This is a genomic window from Croceibacterium atlanticum (assembly GCF_001008165.2).
In the GTDB taxonomy this organism is placed as follows: domain Bacteria; phylum Pseudomonadota; class Alphaproteobacteria; order Sphingomonadales; family Sphingomonadaceae; genus Croceibacterium_C; species Croceibacterium_C atlanticum.
This window is the reverse complement of the sequence record NZ_CP011452.2, coordinates 3,303,541-3,317,080: the sequence shown is the minus strand read 5'-3', so window position 1 is coordinate 3,317,080 and position 13,540 is coordinate 3,303,541. Positions and strand designations below refer to the sequence as shown.

Annotated in this window: 12 protein-coding genes; 10 read left to right on the top strand and 2 right to left on the bottom strand. The window is 62.9% G+C overall.

Annotated features, from left to right (window positions below; genetic code table 11):
* Positions 1-13 precede the first annotated feature (13 nt).
* Together WYH_RS15705 and WYH_RS15700 are read right to left on the bottom strand one after the other, a co-directional pair.
* Entirely contained in the window at positions 14-739 is a 726-nt protein-coding gene (locus WYH_RS15705; protein ID WP_053833638.1) for a nuclear transport factor 2 family protein, read from the bottom strand.
* A complete protein-coding gene (locus tag WYH_RS15700) occupies positions 739-1,452 on the bottom strand; it encodes a nuclear transport factor 2 family protein (protein WP_053833637.1) in 714 nt (237 codons plus the stop codon). Before WYH_RS15700 ends, WYH_RS15705 begins: the two co-directional genes overlap by 1 nt.
* A gap of 303 nt (positions 1,453-1,755) precedes the next feature.
* On the opposite strand from WYH_RS15700, the gene WYH_RS15695 reads away from it, so the two are divergent.
* The 10 genes from WYH_RS15695 to WYH_RS15650 all read left to right on the top strand — a co-directional run bounded on the left by WYH_RS15695 (position 1,756) and on the right by WYH_RS15650 (position 13,539).
* Positions 1,756-3,186, top strand: a complete 1,431-nt coding sequence (locus tag WYH_RS15695) for an efflux transporter outer membrane subunit (protein WP_046904582.1) — start codon at positions 1,756-1,758, stop codon at positions 3,184-3,186.
* The gene (locus tag WYH_RS15690; RefSeq protein ID WP_046904581.1) at positions 3,183-4,502 is read left to right on the top strand and encodes an efflux RND transporter periplasmic adaptor subunit; all 1,320 of its coding nucleotides are present in this window, start codon (positions 3,183-3,185) and stop codon (positions 4,500-4,502) included. Before WYH_RS15695 ends, WYH_RS15690 begins: the two co-directional genes overlap by 4 nt.
* Positions 4,499-5,215, top strand: a complete 717-nt coding sequence (locus WYH_RS15685; protein ID WP_046904580.1) for an ABC transporter ATP-binding protein — start codon at positions 4,499-4,501, stop codon at positions 5,213-5,215. Before WYH_RS15690 ends, WYH_RS15685 begins: the two co-directional genes overlap by 4 nt.
* The gene (locus WYH_RS15680; protein WP_046904579.1) at positions 5,215-6,417 is read left to right on the top strand and encodes an ABC transporter permease; all 1,203 of its coding nucleotides are present in this window, start codon (positions 5,215-5,217) and stop codon (positions 6,415-6,417) included. The genes WYH_RS15685 and WYH_RS15680 overlap by 1 nt, the downstream gene beginning before the upstream one ends.
* A gap of 107 nt (positions 6,418-6,524) precedes the next feature.
* Entirely contained in the window at positions 6,525-7,148 is a 624-nt protein-coding gene (locus WYH_RS15675) for a CerR family C-terminal domain-containing protein (protein ID WP_046904578.1), read from the top strand.
* A complete protein-coding gene (locus WYH_RS15670; RefSeq protein ID WP_046904577.1) occupies positions 7,145-8,152 on the top strand; it encodes an HlyD family secretion protein in 1,008 nt (335 codons plus the stop codon). Before WYH_RS15675 ends, WYH_RS15670 begins: the two co-directional genes overlap by 4 nt.
* 5 nt (positions 8,153-8,157) lie before the next feature.
* On the top strand, positions 8,158-9,909 hold the full coding sequence (locus tag WYH_RS15665; protein ID WP_046904576.1) for an ATP-binding cassette domain-containing protein: 1,752 nt from the start codon (positions 8,158-8,160) through the stop codon (positions 9,907-9,909).
* On the top strand, positions 9,906-11,039 hold the full coding sequence (locus WYH_RS15660) for an ABC transporter permease (protein WP_046904575.1): 1,134 nt from the start codon (positions 9,906-9,908) through the stop codon (positions 11,037-11,039). The genes WYH_RS15665 and WYH_RS15660 overlap by 4 nt, the downstream gene beginning before the upstream one ends.
* Positions 11,039-12,133 carry an ABC transporter permease gene (locus WYH_RS15655; RefSeq protein ID WP_046904574.1) on the top strand — a complete coding sequence of 365 codons (1,095 nt, stop codon included), beginning with the start codon at positions 11,039-11,041 and terminating at the stop codon, positions 12,131-12,133. Before WYH_RS15660 ends, WYH_RS15655 begins: the two co-directional genes overlap by 1 nt.
* Before the next feature lie 5 nt (positions 12,134-12,138).
* Entirely contained in the window at positions 12,139-13,539 is a 1,401-nt protein-coding gene (locus tag WYH_RS15650; RefSeq protein WP_046904573.1) for an efflux transporter outer membrane subunit, read from the top strand.
* Position 13,540: the final 1 nt, after the last annotated feature.

The following is a 13,540-nucleotide window of genomic DNA, read 5'->3' as shown; positions in this document are numbered from 1 at the left end:
CAATTCACCATCATCATTCCCTCCCCAACACGTCGTCAGCCGGCTGCGGAATGTCCGACAGCGGCTTCCCGGTGACAGGGTGATCGAAACTGAAAGGCGGAATATATGCGCCCGGCAATGCGCGATACCGCTCCGTCGGCGGGGCGTCGGGCGGGAACAGCGCGCTCTGCCCTTCCATCGGAATGGTGGAGCGCATCCAGCCCGCATCGTAATCGGTCTTTGCCGTGACATAGAAATGCAGGCTGGAAATCTTCCAGGCGCCGCCTTCCTTCACATATTCGTTTTCATAGATGCCGACGCCCCACTGGCCGTTCGCACCGGGCTCGCCCAGCATCACCATGCCCTGCCAGCGCGCAGTCGCGGTTCTGCCATCAGGGGCGACCGCGATAACGGCCTGCAATTGCATGTGATTGTTGAGATGGCCCGGCGCCAGGCCTTCCGGCCCGAACAGCAACAGGGCACGGCGAATGCGGTCCTGCCCGATATAGACGCCGCGCTGGCCATATTCGAAACTGCCATTCCGTGAAAAAAGGCTCGCCACCTCGTCCCACAGGCCCTTGTCGAAATAATAGCCATAGAGCGCCTGCAATTTCTCTATGTCATTCTGGTCTTCCAGCCGCTCGACCCGCTCACGATAGGCGGAGACGCGCTGTTCCAGCGATTGCTGCGCCAATGCGGGGCCGGAAATAGCGGCAGTGCCCATGCCCAGCGACAGGGCCAACAGAGCGAATTTGCGCATCACTGCCCCCCTTCCACGTTCTTGCCGGTCACGGGGTTCGGCGCCCGGAACGGTGGCAGCTGCACAGCCGGGAAAGGTTCATAATTATCGCTCGGCCCGCGGTCGGGCGGAAATTCCTTCGATGCATCGCTGCGCAACAGCCCTTCACCCGGCTGCAACCGCGCCCAGCCCTTTTCGTAAGGGGTGACGAAATTCACATAGAGATGGAGCGAACGGATACGCCAGATACCATCCGCCCCCTTCACATAAGTGTTCTCGTAAATTCCGTCGCGCCATTCGGCATGTTGCTTGTACTGCCCCAACATGCCCAGATCGCGCCAACGCGCCGTCGCGCTCATCCCGTCATCGGCGATGGAGATGGCCGGCTGCAGCGTAACCCATTCGTTGAGCTGGCCGTAAATCAGGCCTTCCTGCCCGCCATGCAGGCGTTTCAGATATTCGCGGATCCGCTCCTTGCCGACATAGACGCCGTCAATGCCGATTTCGATCGTACCGTCATCGGCGAAGAGATCCGCCGCTTCTCCCCACAATCCGCGATCGACATAGAAGCCGAAGGCCCGCTGCAACTTCTTTACCGCGCGAATGCCCTCCAGCCTTTCGACGCGCTGCGTCAGCTCGTCGATTTCCCGGTCCAGCCGCGCCGACTGGGCGGAGGCCGCAACTGGCGCGCACAGAATGGCCAGCGCCGCGAAGGCGGCACAATTCCGCCGCATATTAGCTGAGAAAATCCCCATCCTCTCCCCATCCGGTCTATGCCGTTTGTTAGTATGATAAACATACGCCGGCACAAGCAAAGCCCAAATGCGGCAGCAGGCGCGATTGTTCTTTCCCCCCTCCCGCCCATCGACCGACGACGCAAAAAATCAAAAAAGGAAAAGAATGGAAAGCGTTGCTTTCAGGCAACGAGAATTGACACTTGTCAAGAAAACTTGCCCCTCGAACCAAAAACGCTTTTGCGCGATGCCAATACAGCCCCTAGGATCAAGTTTCGAATGGGGCGGTATTGGGGAAAACCGATGTATTCACGGCGAACGGTCCGCAAGGCCGCCTGTCTCGCCGTATGCGCCGGGGGGGTTTTCTCTCTCGGGGCCTGCAGCACAGCTTACATCCCGCCCGCCCAGACCGGATCCGACATTCCCGAACAATGGGCGGAAAGCGATCCGGCGCCAGTCAGCCGGGACATTGCCGAATACTGGACCACGCTGGACGATCCGCTGGTCAGTGAATTCGTGCAAGCCGGCCTGGCCGAAAATCTCGACCTCGCGCAGAGCGCTGCCCGGCTTGAACAGGCCCGCGCATCCTTTCGCCAGGCCCGCGCCGGCTGGCTGCCGCAAATCAACGCCAGTGGCCGCACGACGCAGGAAGTCGGCGATTTCGCACAGGACGATCTGCAAATCTCGCTCGGCGCCGATGCCAGCTGGGAAATGGACCTGTTCGGCCGGATCGGCGGCAATGTCGCGGCATCGCAGGCAGATCTGCTTGCCGCCGGTTATTCGCTGGCGGATCTGCAAAGGCTGATTGTCGGCCAGGTGGCGCAGGCAACGATCAATGCCCACGCCACATCGCTGCAACTGGCCATTGCGCGCGACACGCTGGGCTATCAGGACGAAAATCTCCAGATCGCGCAATGGCGCAACCAGGCCGGTCTGGTCTCCAGCCTCGATGTCGAACAGGCGCGGACCCAGCGTGCCCAGACCGCGGCAACCATTCCGCAGCTGGAAAGCAATCTGGCCGCCACGGCCAACGGTATCTCCACCCTGATCGGAGAGCCGCCCGGCCGGGTTCTGGCCTTGCTTGCAGATAGTGCCGCCGTGCCCAAACCGCCAATCATGGCCGGGTTCGAACCGCCGGCAGAGGTACTTCGCCGCCGCCCCGATGTGCGCGGGGCCGAAGCGACACTGGTCGCCGCCGGCGCGCGGGTTGGCGTGGCCAGGGCGCAATTGCTGCCGCTGGTCCAACTGAGCGGCACGGTAAACACCGCCTCCGTCGGACTGGGCGACCTGTTCGACGTGATCACCGGCGCGCTTTACGGCTCGATCAGCCAGCTGATCTTCGATGGAGGACGCACCGCAGCCCAGATCGACAGTGCAGAGGCCGCAGCCGATGGCGCGTTGGCCGCATGGCGCCAATCCATCCTCGGCGCGCTGGAGGATGTGGAAAGCGCCGCCGTCAATCTGCGTTCCGCGCGCGAACGCGTGGCCATATTCGGCGAAGCGCTGGATGCGGCGAACAATTCCGCGATTCTGGCCCGCAGCCAGTATCAGTCCGGCCTGACCGATTTCCGCACCTTGCTGACTGCCGAGAACCAGCTTCTCTCCGCGCGCAATTCGCTGATCGCGGCGGAAGCGGAGCGCGCGAATGCCTTTATCAGCCTGACCCAGGCCCTGGGCGGCGGATGGTCGCCCGATGACTATCCCATGCCTTCTACCGACGGGATCGAACAATGAACGACACGGCACAAGAGCCCGAAGCGATCGAGGATTTTCTCGGCACGTCGGAACGCCCGCGCTGGCGCCGCTGGGCCCGTTACTGGGTTCCGGCCGTGATCGTCATCCTGCTGGTGCTGATCGTGGTGCGCTGGACCAGCGGGGGTGGAAAGCCCGATTACATTACCGAGGAAGTGGCCCGGCAATCGCTCGACCTGACGGTGACGGCAACGGGCAATCTGCGGCCCACCAACCAGGTGGAGGTCGGCTCCGAAGTGTCGGGCCGCATCGACGAAGTCTTTGTTGATGTGAATGACCGCGTATCGCGCGGCCAATTGCTCGCCCGGATCAATACCGACGTGATCGAGGATCAGATCACCCAGGCCCGCGCCAGCCTGAATGCCGCACGCGCGGCGGTGGAGCAGGCGCAGGCCACGCTGGACGTGGACACCGCCCAGCTCGAACGATTGCAGGAAGTGCTGCGGCTTTCGGGCGGCAAGGTCCCGTCGAAGACGGAACTTCAGGCGGCCGAAGGGCTGGTCCTGCGCGACAGGGCGGCGCTTGCTTCCGCCAGGGCCAATGTCGCATCGGCCCAGGCGGCATTGTCCTCCAACGAAACCAATCGCGACCGCGCGGCGATCCGATCCCCCGTTTCGGGCGTGGTCCTGGCCCGCCAGATCGAACCGGGGCAGACCGTCGTAGCAAGTTTCAACACGCCGACCCTGTTCGTGCTGGCGGAAGATCTTTCCACCATGCAATTGCGCGTGGCGATTGACGAGGCAGATGTCGGGCAAGTCGCGCCCGGGCAGGATGCGAGCTTCGTGGTCGATGCCTATCCCAGCCGTCGCTTCCCGGCCAAGGTCACGCGGATCGATCTTGCATCAAGCAATACGGCAACCGCCAGCAGCAGCGGCACGAGCACGGGCGCAGCAGGCTCCACCGGCAATTCGGTCGTCAGCTATGAAGCGCGTCTGGCGGTGGCGAATGGGGACGGCCTGCTCCGCCCCGGCATGACCGCCACGGCGACGATCGCCACGGAAAGCACGGGTGAACAATTGCTCGTGCCCAATGGCGCCCTGCGCTTCACGCCCGACGCGCAGGAAGAGGAAGAAGGCGGCGGCGTGCTCAATCCGGAAATCGGCCTGGGGCGCGAAGAACAGCAGGCGACAATCGGCGTCGGCAGTCGCCAGGTCGTGCATGTCCTGCAGGATGACGGATCGCTGAAACCCTATGATGTGGTGACGGGGCAGAGTGACGGGCGGCGAACGGTTGTGATGTCCGATGAACTCAAGCCGGGCATGAAGGTGGTCACGGGGGTCAGGGCAGACCAGTCGTGAGCGATAGCCACCTCATCGAACTGGAAGGAATCACCAAGACCTTCGGCCAGGGCGAAACCGCGTTCCAGGCATTGAAGGGAATCGATCTGCAGATCGACCGCGGCGATTTCGTCGCGGTCATGGGCCCGTCCGGCTCCGGCAAATCGACCACGATGAATATCCTCGGCTGTCTCGACACGCCGACATCGGGCATCTTCCGTTTTCGCGGGGTGGAGGTGCAATCGCTCAACCGCGACCAGCGATCCCTGATCCGGCGGCGCTATCTCGGCTTCGTTTTCCAGGGCTTCAACCTGCTGGCCCGCACCAGCGCGCTGGAAAATGTGGAACTGCCCCTGCTCTATCGCGGCGAGAAGAAATCGGCGCGGGAAGAGGCAGCCATGAAGGCGCTCGATCTGGTCGGGCTTGGCCCATGGGCCGATCACACGCCGGCGGAACTTTCGGGCGGCCAGCAACAGCGTGTGGCCATCGCCCGCGCACTTGTAACCGATCCCGACGTGCTGCTGGCTGACGAACCGACCGGCAATCTCGATACGGCCCGCTCGATCGAGATCATGGAATTGCTGCGCAAGCTCAACCAGGGCGGCATCACCATATTGATGGTCACGCACGAATCGGAAATGGCCGAATACGCAAAGACCATCGTGCATTTTCGCGATGGGCTGGTGGAAAGCGTGGAACGCGGCGCCCGTGCCGATCACGGAGTATCCGCCTGATGTTCGGCGCCACCCTGCTGCTCGCCTTTCGCGAGATCAGGCGCCATCTGTTGCGCTCTTTCCTGACGACGCTGGGCATCGTGATCGGCGTGGCGGCGGTGATCACCATGGTCACGCTGGGCCGCGGCGTTACTGCATCGGTGCAGGAAGATATCTCCTCGCTCGGTTCCAATGTGTTCATCGTGTTCCCGGTGCGGACCGACCGTGGCCCGGGCCGCCCGTTCGACGGCGATGACGTGGAAGCAGTGGCAAGCCAGATCGCCGGGGTGGAAGAGGCCGCCGGCAGCGTAAGCGCCAATGCCACGGCCATCTATAACGGGCAGAACTGGTCCACATCGGTGCAAGGCGCCAACAACGCCTTCCTGCGGGGGCAATCGATCGAAGTGGATGCGGGCCGCACCTTTACCGAGACGGAAGAAACTGCGGGCAAGAGCGTCTGCCTGATCGGGACCAAGGTCCGCGCGGCGATCTTCCCCATATCCAGCAGCCCGCTGGGGGAAAACCTGCGGCTGGGCGACGTTTCCTGTACGGTCATCGGTGTGTTGAAAGAGCGCGGACAGGGCGCATCAATCAACAACCAGGATTCCGACGATGTCGTGATCATGCCGCTCAAGACCGTGCAGCGGCGCTTCACCGGCAGCACGGATCTGCAATATTTCATCGTCAAATATTCCAGCGCCTATTCCAGCACCGGCATCCAGAACGCACTGATCGATCTGTTGCGCGAACGCCGCGTTTTGCAGGGCGGGCAGGACAATGATTTCGACATCATTGATACGGCGCAGGTGAATGACGCCATATCCTCTGCCACTGGCGCGCTGACCGCCATGGTCGCCGCGATTGCGGGGATCAGCCTGATGGTGGGCGGCATCGGCATCATGAACATCATGCTGGTTTCCGTGACGGAGAGAACACGGGAAATCGGCATAAGGCTGGCCATCGGGGCCCTGGCGCGCGAAGTGCAATTGCAGTTTCTGACCGAAGCGGTGGTCCTGTGCTGTTTCGGCGGGATGATCGGCATCGGGCTGGCCTTCGTTCTTTCGATCAGCCTCGCCCAGGTTCTGGACGTGCCATATGTGTTCGATCCGGCAGTCAATGCGATCAGTTTCCTGTTCTCCGCGCTGATGGGCATCGCCTTTGGCTATTACCCGGCACGCCGCGCATCCCGGCTGGATCCGATAGACGCCCTGCGCCACGAATAGGCTTCCTGCGCCCTCAATGCCCGTTTCCGCCATCTGGCGGGCACGCCTTTTCGCATTCGCAGCATAAAGGTTTTGATTTGTTCAATCGAACGAATTATTGAAATCGCATGGTGAAATCACGCCTCATGGACGTGGCTGTCGCCCATTTCGGCCGGCGCGGTTTTGAAGGCGCCAGCACGCGCGACATCGCCACGGCCGCGGATACGGCCATGTCATCCATCACCTATCACTTCGGCGGCAAGGAAGGGCTTTATCTCGCCTGCGCCGATCACATCGCGGCGCAAATCCGGGAAAGGCAGACAGAAGCCTTCGCCCTGTTCCTCGATGCCATGTCGCTCACCCCCGACGAAGCGATCGAACGGGTGCTGCTGGTCGGGGACAGCATGGCCGTGATGATGCTGGATCCCGCCTCTGCCGACTGGGCGCGCATCGTGGTGCGCGAACAGCAGGATCCGACCGAGGCTTTCGACAGGTTGTGGCGCGGGGTGATGGAAGATCTGATGCTGGGCGTGCAGGCCCTGCTTTCGCGTATCTGCCCCAATCATTCCCGGATCGAATTGCGGGCCCTGGCCATTCTGCTTTTCGGGCAGGTCATGGTCATGCGCTCTGCCCGTGCTTCGGTGTGCAAGGCGCTGGAGGTAGAAGAGCTGGGCCAGGAACAGGCCGCAAGGCTGCGTGACCGGCTGCGACGCAATATTCTCGCCATTCTCAATGCGGAGAAAACCAGATGAACAAGCGCCTGATCGCCATCATCGCCCTGGTGGCGCTGGCCATCATCGCCTATTCGACAAGCGGGTTTGGCCTGTTCGCCGATGATCGCAACGGCCCGCTCAAACTCTATGGCAATGTCGATATTCGAGAAGTCGATCTGGGTTTCCGGGTCGGCGGCAGGATTGCCGAAATTGCCGTGGAAGAAGGCGACCGGGTGGAGCAAGGCCAGCAACTGGCCCGGCTCGATCCCGCACCGATCGACGCGCGAGTGGCCGAAGCGGACGCGGCGATCGCCCGGGCGCGGGCGCAACTGGCCGAATTGCGCAATGGCAGCCGCACGCAGGATGTCCGGCAGGCCAGCGCCGCGGTTGAAGCTGCCCGGGCCGCCTATGAAAAGGCCCAGCAGGACGTTGAAAGGCGCGAACCGCTGGTTGGCCCCGGCGCGATCAGCCGCGAGGTCTGGCAAGCCACCGTGGCCGCCCGCGATCAGGCGAAGGCGCAACTGGAACAGGCGCGGCAAACCTATTCCAAACTGCGCGAAGGCGCCCGGCCGGAACAGATCGCCGCGGGCGAAGCGCAGTTGGAATCCGCACTCGCCGCGCGAGGCAGCATCACAACCGATCTTGGCGATACAGTGCTGGAAGCGCCGCTGGACGGAACCGTGGTGACACGCGCACAGGAACCGGGCGCTATCGTTCAGCCGACGCAGACCGTGCTGACCATGTCGATCGACCGGCCATTGCGCATCCGGGCCTATGTCGCGGAACAGGATCTGTCCCGCGTCGCCCCCGGCATGGAGGTGGAGGTCGAAGTGGACGGCAATCCCAGGATTTATAAGGGACAGATCGGCTATATCTCCCCGCAGGCAGAATTCACGCCAAAGACAGTGCAGACCGAAGATCTGCGCACCGATCTGGTCTATCGCATGCGCATTATCGTCAAAGATCCGGATGACCGCCTGCGTCAGGGCCAGCCGGTAACGGTGATCGTCCCCCGCCCCAACCCTGCCCCTGCCGAGGGCTGATCCCGATGGGCGACGCCCCGGACCAGGCGACCGCCACCGCGCGCGATGTCGTGAAGCGTTTTCCCGGCGCCGAAACACCCGCGCTGGCCGGCGTCAGCATGGAAGTGGAACCGGGCAGGATCACCGGCCTTGTCGGCCCCGACGGTGCAGGCAAGACCACGCTGATCCGCCTGCTGGCCGGGCTGATGGCCGCTGATGAAGGCGAGGTCGCGATCCTTGGCCGCCCCGCCGGCGAAATGCTGGACCAGCTTGGTTACATGCCGCAGCGTTTCGGCCTTTATGAAGATCTGACGGTTCGCCAGAATCTGCAACTTTATGCAGAATTGCGCGCCCTGCCCAAGGAAGAGCATGACGCGACCTTCGACCGCCTGCTGAGCTTTACCGACCTTGCCCGGTTCCAGGATCGGCTGGCCGGCAATCTTTCAGGCGGAATGAAGCAGAAGCTGGGCCTTGCCTGCACTCTCGTCCGCACGCCCAAACTTATGTTGCTGGACGAACCGGGCGTCGGCGTCGATCCGATTTCCCGCCGCGAATTATGGGCCATGGTGGAAGATCTGACGCAGCAGGGCATCGCGATATTGTGGTCCACCGCCTATCTGGACGAGGCGGAGAAGTGCGACACGGTCTATCTCCTCAATGACGGCAAATTGCTGTTCCACGGACCGCCGGGGGAACTGACCGGCCGCATATCGGACCGGGTGATACAGGTCAGCGGTTTTGAACAGCGCCGCCGCCATTTCCTGACCAGAATGCTCGACCGGGACGATATTATCGACGGGTCGATCCAGGGCCACAGCGTCCGCCTGCTGGTGCGCGACAATTGCGAAATACCGGATGCCAGCGCCCTTGGCGGCGGAAGTCGGACCGCCGTGACCGGCACCGCCCCGCGTTTCGAAGACGGTTTCATAGAGATACTGGGCGGCGGCCCCGGCGGTTCCAGCCGCCTGGCCGAACATTTTCGCACCATTCCGGACAGCGGCCGCCCCGCGATCGAGGCGAAGGGCCTGACCAAGCGCTTTGGCGATTTCACGGCCGCGCGGGATATGCAGTTCGAAATACCGCAGGGTCACATCTACGGTCTGCTCGGCCCGAATGGCGCGGGCAAATCGACGACGTTCAAGATGTTGTGCGGATTGCTCAGCCCCACCGAGGGCACGGGATCGGTGGCCGGCAACGATCTGCGCATATCGGCGGCAGAGGCGCGCAGTTCGCTCGGTTACATGGCGCAGAAATTCTCGCTCTATGATGAACTCAGCGTCGCGCAGAATCTCGATTTCTTTGCCGGCGCTTATAATCTTGCGCGGGGCGAGGCGCGGCAGGCCAAGGATGCCATGGTCGAGATCTTCGATCTGGGTGACAAGCTGGACCAGAATGCCGGCGCACTGCCGCTGGGTTTCAAGCAGCGGCTCGCTTTGGCCTGCGCGGTGATGCACGGGCCGCCCGTGCTGTTTCTGGACGAGCCGACATCGGGTGTCGATCCAGTGACGAGGCGCGAATTCTGGACCCATATCAATGGCCTGGTTGAAAAGGGCGTGACGGTTCTCGTCACCACGCATTTCATGGACGAGGCAGAATATTGTGACGATGTCTCGCTGATCTATCGCGGCGAACAGATCGCCAGGGGCACGCCCGACGGGTTGAAGGAAGAAGCCGCGAAACTGGCCGGGCTGGAAGATCCCAGCATGGAGGATGCCTTCATCGCCCTGATCGAGGAAAGCGACCGCAAGCGCGAAGCGGCGGAAGGCGAGGCGGCATGAGCGGGGAGAAACTGCGTTTCGACAAGCGGCGCCTGCGTGCCATGATCGTGAAGGAATTTTCGCAGATCAGGCGCGATCCCTCCACCTTCCTGATCGCACTGGCCATGCCGCTGCTGCTGCTGTTCCTGTTCGGCTATGCCGTATCGCTCGATATTTCCGGCACACGCGTGGCACTGGTGGTGGAAGACGATAGCGGTCCGGCCGCAGGCCTGACCCAGTCCTACGCCGCATCCCCTTATTTCAACGTGGAAATCATGCGGGACCGGCAAACGGCGCGGGAGCGGATGGTTTCCAGCCGGACCCGCGGCATCATCGTGATTCCGCAGGATTTCGGGCGTGTGGTCGCTTCGGGCCGGGTGCCGGAAATCCAGATCATTACCGATGGATCGCAGCCCAACATGGCGGCTTTCATCGCCGCCCATGCGCAGGGCGTATTCCAGACATGGCTGAGCGCGGAGGGAATGGCCGACGCCCCGCCCACGCCGCAGATAGAGGTCAGTTCGCGTTACTGGTTCAATCCAGGCCTGCGCAGCCGATATTTCCTGGTGCCGGGCGCCATCGCCACGGTGATGACGATGATCGGCACCTTGCTGACCGCACTGGTGGTGGCGCGGGAATGGGAACGCGGCACGATGGAGGCGATCATGGCGACACCGGTTTCCATGGCGGAATTCATCGCCAGCAAAATCCTGCCCTATTTCCTGCTGGCCCTGGCATCCATGACATTATGCGCGGTGATCGGCGTGACCTTGTTCGGCCTGCCCTTCCGCGGTTCCATCCTCGCGCTCTACCTGCTTTCCTCCGCCTTCCTGCTGCCGGCGCTGGGGCTTGGCCTGTTCATTTCTTCGGCCACGAAAAACCAGTTCGTTGCCAGCCAGATGGCGTTGCTGACCAGTTTTCTGCCGACCTTCCTGCTATCCGGCTTCATCTACGAAATTTCGTCCATGCCGCTGCCGATCCAGGCGCTGACCTATATCGTGCCGGCCCGATATCTGATCCCCTCCTTGCAGACGATCTTCCTCACCGGCGACATCTGGGCGCAATTCCTGCCCAACATGGCCGTGCTCGTGCTGTTCGGGCTGGCCTTCTTCCTCCTCTCCTTCCGCGTGACGCGAAGGAGCCTCGACTGATGCAGCGCCTGAAAGCCATGGTCGTGAAGGAAATCTGGGCGCTGCTGCGCGATCCCAAGGCGCGGATCGTGCTGATCGCGCCGCCATTGATGCAGCTTTTCATCTTCACTTTCGCCACGACGCTGGACGTGACCAATGTCGATATTGCCGTGCTCGACCGTTCGCAGGGCGTTCACGCGGCGGAGCTGGTGCAGCGCGTGGCGGGCAGCCCGAATTTCCGCAAAGTGGTCCATGTCCATTCCGCGCAGGAACTGGATGCCGCGATCGACCGGCAGGATGTGATCGCGGCGCTGGTGATCGACAATGGCTTCGACACCGCGCTGGAACGCGGGCAGCAGGCCCGGCTCGGCATCGTGCTGGACGGGCGAAGATCCAACGCGGCCCAGATCGTCAATGGCTATATCAACCAAATCGTCAGCGACATGAACCTGGAAAATGTTCCGCAATTGCGGGGCGGCGGCGCGGTGGTGACCAACTGGTTCAACCCGACGCTGGATTTCAAATGGTTCACCCTGCCCGGCCTGATCGTGATCATTTCCTCCATCGCGGGCATTGCCGTCACCAGTCAGACCGTCTCGCGCGAGCGGGAGATGGGCACGTTCGACCAATTGCTCGTTTCCCCCCTGCGCGTGCACGAAATCCTGGCCGGCAAGGTAGTGCCGCCTTTCCTTGTGGGGCTGGTGAACGGGATATTGTTCCTGGTGGTGGCGCAGATCGTGTTCGGCGTGCCTTATACCGGCTCCGTCCTGCTGTTTTTCCCTGCCTTGTCGCTTTACCTGCTCTCGCTGATCGGGATCGGCCTGTTCGTTTCCTCCATGTCGATGACCCAGCAGCAGAGCTTCCTCGGCGCCTTCGCCGTGACTGTGCCGCTGATGCTGCTGTCCGGCTATGCCGCACCGATAGAGAACATGCCCGTCTGGCTGCAGCCGGTGACCTATCTCAACCCCGCCCGCTATTTCCTGATCCTGATGCAGGGGCTGTTCCTGAAGGATATGCCCGTTTCGGCAGTGCTGCAGCAATTATGGCCGCTGGCCGTGATCTCGATAATAACATTGACTGCCGCCGGGCGCCTGTTCCGCGCGCGAATGGAGTAACCGCCATGCGTCTCCGCCCCCTTTCCGCCTTTCTCGTTCCGGTCCTTCTGGCCGGCTGCACTGTCGGCCCGGATTACCAACGGCCCGAAATGGCCGTGTCAGATCAATGGATGGAGCCTGTATCGGCCGATCCCGTCGATCCGCGATGGTGGGACCGTTTCAACGATCCGGTTCTGACTGCGCTGGTGGAACGCGCCTTTGCCGACAGTCCCGGCCTGGCCGAAGCCAGCGCCCGACTGGCCGAAGCGCGCGCCCAGCGCGAAGCCGCACAGGGCGGCCGCCTGCCGCAGGGTGGCACAAGTGCAAGCGTGACCGAAAACCGGCTGAGCGAAAACGGCCAATTGCCGGTGGGCAGCATTCCCGGCTTCGACCCCACCTTCCCGCTATTCGACACAGGCTTCGATGCCAGTTGGGAAATCGATCTGTGGGGCAAGACAAGCCGCGAAGTGGAAAGCGCGGCCGCCCGTGAACAGGCGGCCATGTGGGCAGAACGCGATGCCCGCATCGTGCTCGCCGCCGAAATCGCCCGTGCCTATGTCGATTGTCGCCAGGCGCAGGCGCAACTGGCGATCCTGCGGCAGGAAGCAGATGCGGCGGCCAATGTCGCCCGCCTGACCGGTCTGCTGGCGGATGCGGGGGAAGCGAACCGCATCGATGCCAGCCGCGCCGCTTCTTCCAGCCAGGCCGCGCAAATCGCCTTGCGCAATATCGAAGCGGAAGTGGCCGGGGCCGAATATCGTCTGGCCGTTCTCGCCGGGGCCACGCCCGAAGCGATCGTTCCTGAATTGCAGGCCACCAGCGCGCCCGTTCCCGAAGCGCCGGACATCATCGCCAGCGGCATCCGTTCAGACCTGTTGACGCGGCGGCCGGATATTCGCCGTGCGGAGAGGGAGCTGGCGGCAGCCACTGCCGGGATCGGCGTCGCCACTGCCGATCTCTATCCCAGATTTTCGCTGATCGGCAGCCTGGGCCAACAGGCGCAGCAGACAGGCGATCTCTTCGACAGTGCCAGCACCCGCTACAGCGTCGGACCGAGTGTGAGCTGGCCGATCTTCTCGCTCGGCACCATTCGCGCCCAGGTGCGCGCCGCCGACGCCCGCGCACAGGCGGCAGCGGCACGTTATGAAGCGGCGATAATCCAGGCGCTGGCCGATAGCGAAGGCGCAGCCAACCGCTTCGCCGCGGCCAGCGCCTCCGCCCGTGCAGCGCAACTGGCGCTGGAGCGGGAGCAGGAGGCATATCGCCTTGTCCGGATGCGTGAAGAACGCGGGGAAGACAGCAGGCTGGTGCTGGAACAGGCCCGCCTCAGCCTGACCCGGGCAGAACGCCAGGCACTGCAGGCCCGGGCGGGCAGATCTGCCGCCGCCATCGCATTCTACAAGGCGCTGGGCGGCGGCTGGCAATAAT

Coding starts and splice junctions, on each gene's coding strand:
- WYH_RS15705 (WP_053833638.1), bottom strand. CDS start 739: ATGCGCAAATTCGCTCTGTTGGCCCTGTCGCTGGGCATGGGCACTGCC.
- WYH_RS15700 (WP_053833637.1), bottom strand. CDS start 1,452: ATGCGGCGGAATTGTGCCGCCTTCGCGGCGCTGGCCATTCTGTGCGCG.
- WYH_RS15695 (WP_046904582.1), top strand. CDS start 1,756: ATGTATTCACGGCGAACGGTCCGCAAGGCCGCCTGTCTCGCCGTATGC.
- WYH_RS15690 (WP_046904581.1), top strand. CDS start 3,183: ATGAACGACACGGCACAAGAGCCCGAAGCGATCGAGGATTTTCTCGGC.
- WYH_RS15680 (WP_046904579.1), top strand. CDS start 5,215: ATGTTCGGCGCCACCCTGCTGCTCGCCTTTCGCGAGATCAGGCGCCAT.
- WYH_RS15675 (WP_046904578.1), top strand. CDS start 6,525: ATGGTGAAATCACGCCTCATGGACGTGGCTGTCGCCCATTTCGGCCGG.
- WYH_RS15670 (WP_046904577.1), top strand. CDS start 7,145: ATGAACAAGCGCCTGATCGCCATCATCGCCCTGGTGGCGCTGGCCATC.
- WYH_RS15665 (WP_046904576.1), top strand. CDS start 8,158: ATGGGCGACGCCCCGGACCAGGCGACCGCCACCGCGCGCGATGTCGTG.
- WYH_RS15660 (WP_046904575.1), top strand. CDS start 9,906: ATGAGCGGGGAGAAACTGCGTTTCGACAAGCGGCGCCTGCGTGCCATG.
- WYH_RS15655 (WP_046904574.1), top strand. CDS start 11,039: ATGCAGCGCCTGAAAGCCATGGTCGTGAAGGAAATCTGGGCGCTGCTG.
- WYH_RS15650 (WP_046904573.1), top strand. CDS start 12,139: ATGCGTCTCCGCCCCCTTTCCGCCTTTCTCGTTCCGGTCCTTCTGGCC.